We start from the raw sequence: 644 nt of genomic DNA on the forward strand, positions 1-644 counted from the left end.
ATGATAAATCAAATTCCTATGACCTTACAAGGTATAAAAAAACTACATAAAGAATTAATGGAATTAAAAAATATAAAAAGACCAAAAATTATTAATTCTATTATAGAAGCAAGAAAACATGGTGATTTGAAAGAAAATGCTGAATATCAAGCAGCACGTGAAGCACAAAGTTTCTGTGAAGGCCGTATTAAAGATATAGAAATTAAATTATCTAATGCTAATATAATAGATGTTACAAAAATTACACACAATAATAAAATTATTTTTGGTTCTACAGTAAGTATGATAAATATAATAACTGATGAAATTATTTCTTATAAAATTGTTGGTCATGATGAAGCAAATTTAAAAAATAATTTAATTTCCATTAATGCACCTATTTCTAGAGCATTAATTGGAAAAGAAAAAAATAATATTATCAATGTACAAACCCCTAAGGGAGTAATAAAATATAAAATTTTAGATATTAAATATATTTAATGTAAATATAAAATAAATTTTATTTGACTTTTTATAAAAATACAGTATTATAAAAAATAGTAACATTGTTTTATATAGATGTTTTTAGTTCTTTAATAATTTGTCAGAAAATATATGTGGGCATTCAATTTTTAGAAATGAGTTATTTTTTATATCGTATTTTT

1 rRNA gene (running past one end of the window) is annotated in these 644 nt (G+C 20.7%); it reads left to right on the plus strand.

The window, feature by feature from the left end:
• A 16S ribosomal RNA gene (locus GJT90_RS02250) occupies positions 1 to 644 on the plus strand; it runs 1268 nt beyond the window's last position.

This window comes from Enterobacteriaceae endosymbiont of Donacia dentata, assembly GCF_012570745.1.
In the GTDB taxonomy this organism is placed as follows: Bacteria; Pseudomonadota; Gammaproteobacteria; order Enterobacterales; family Enterobacteriaceae.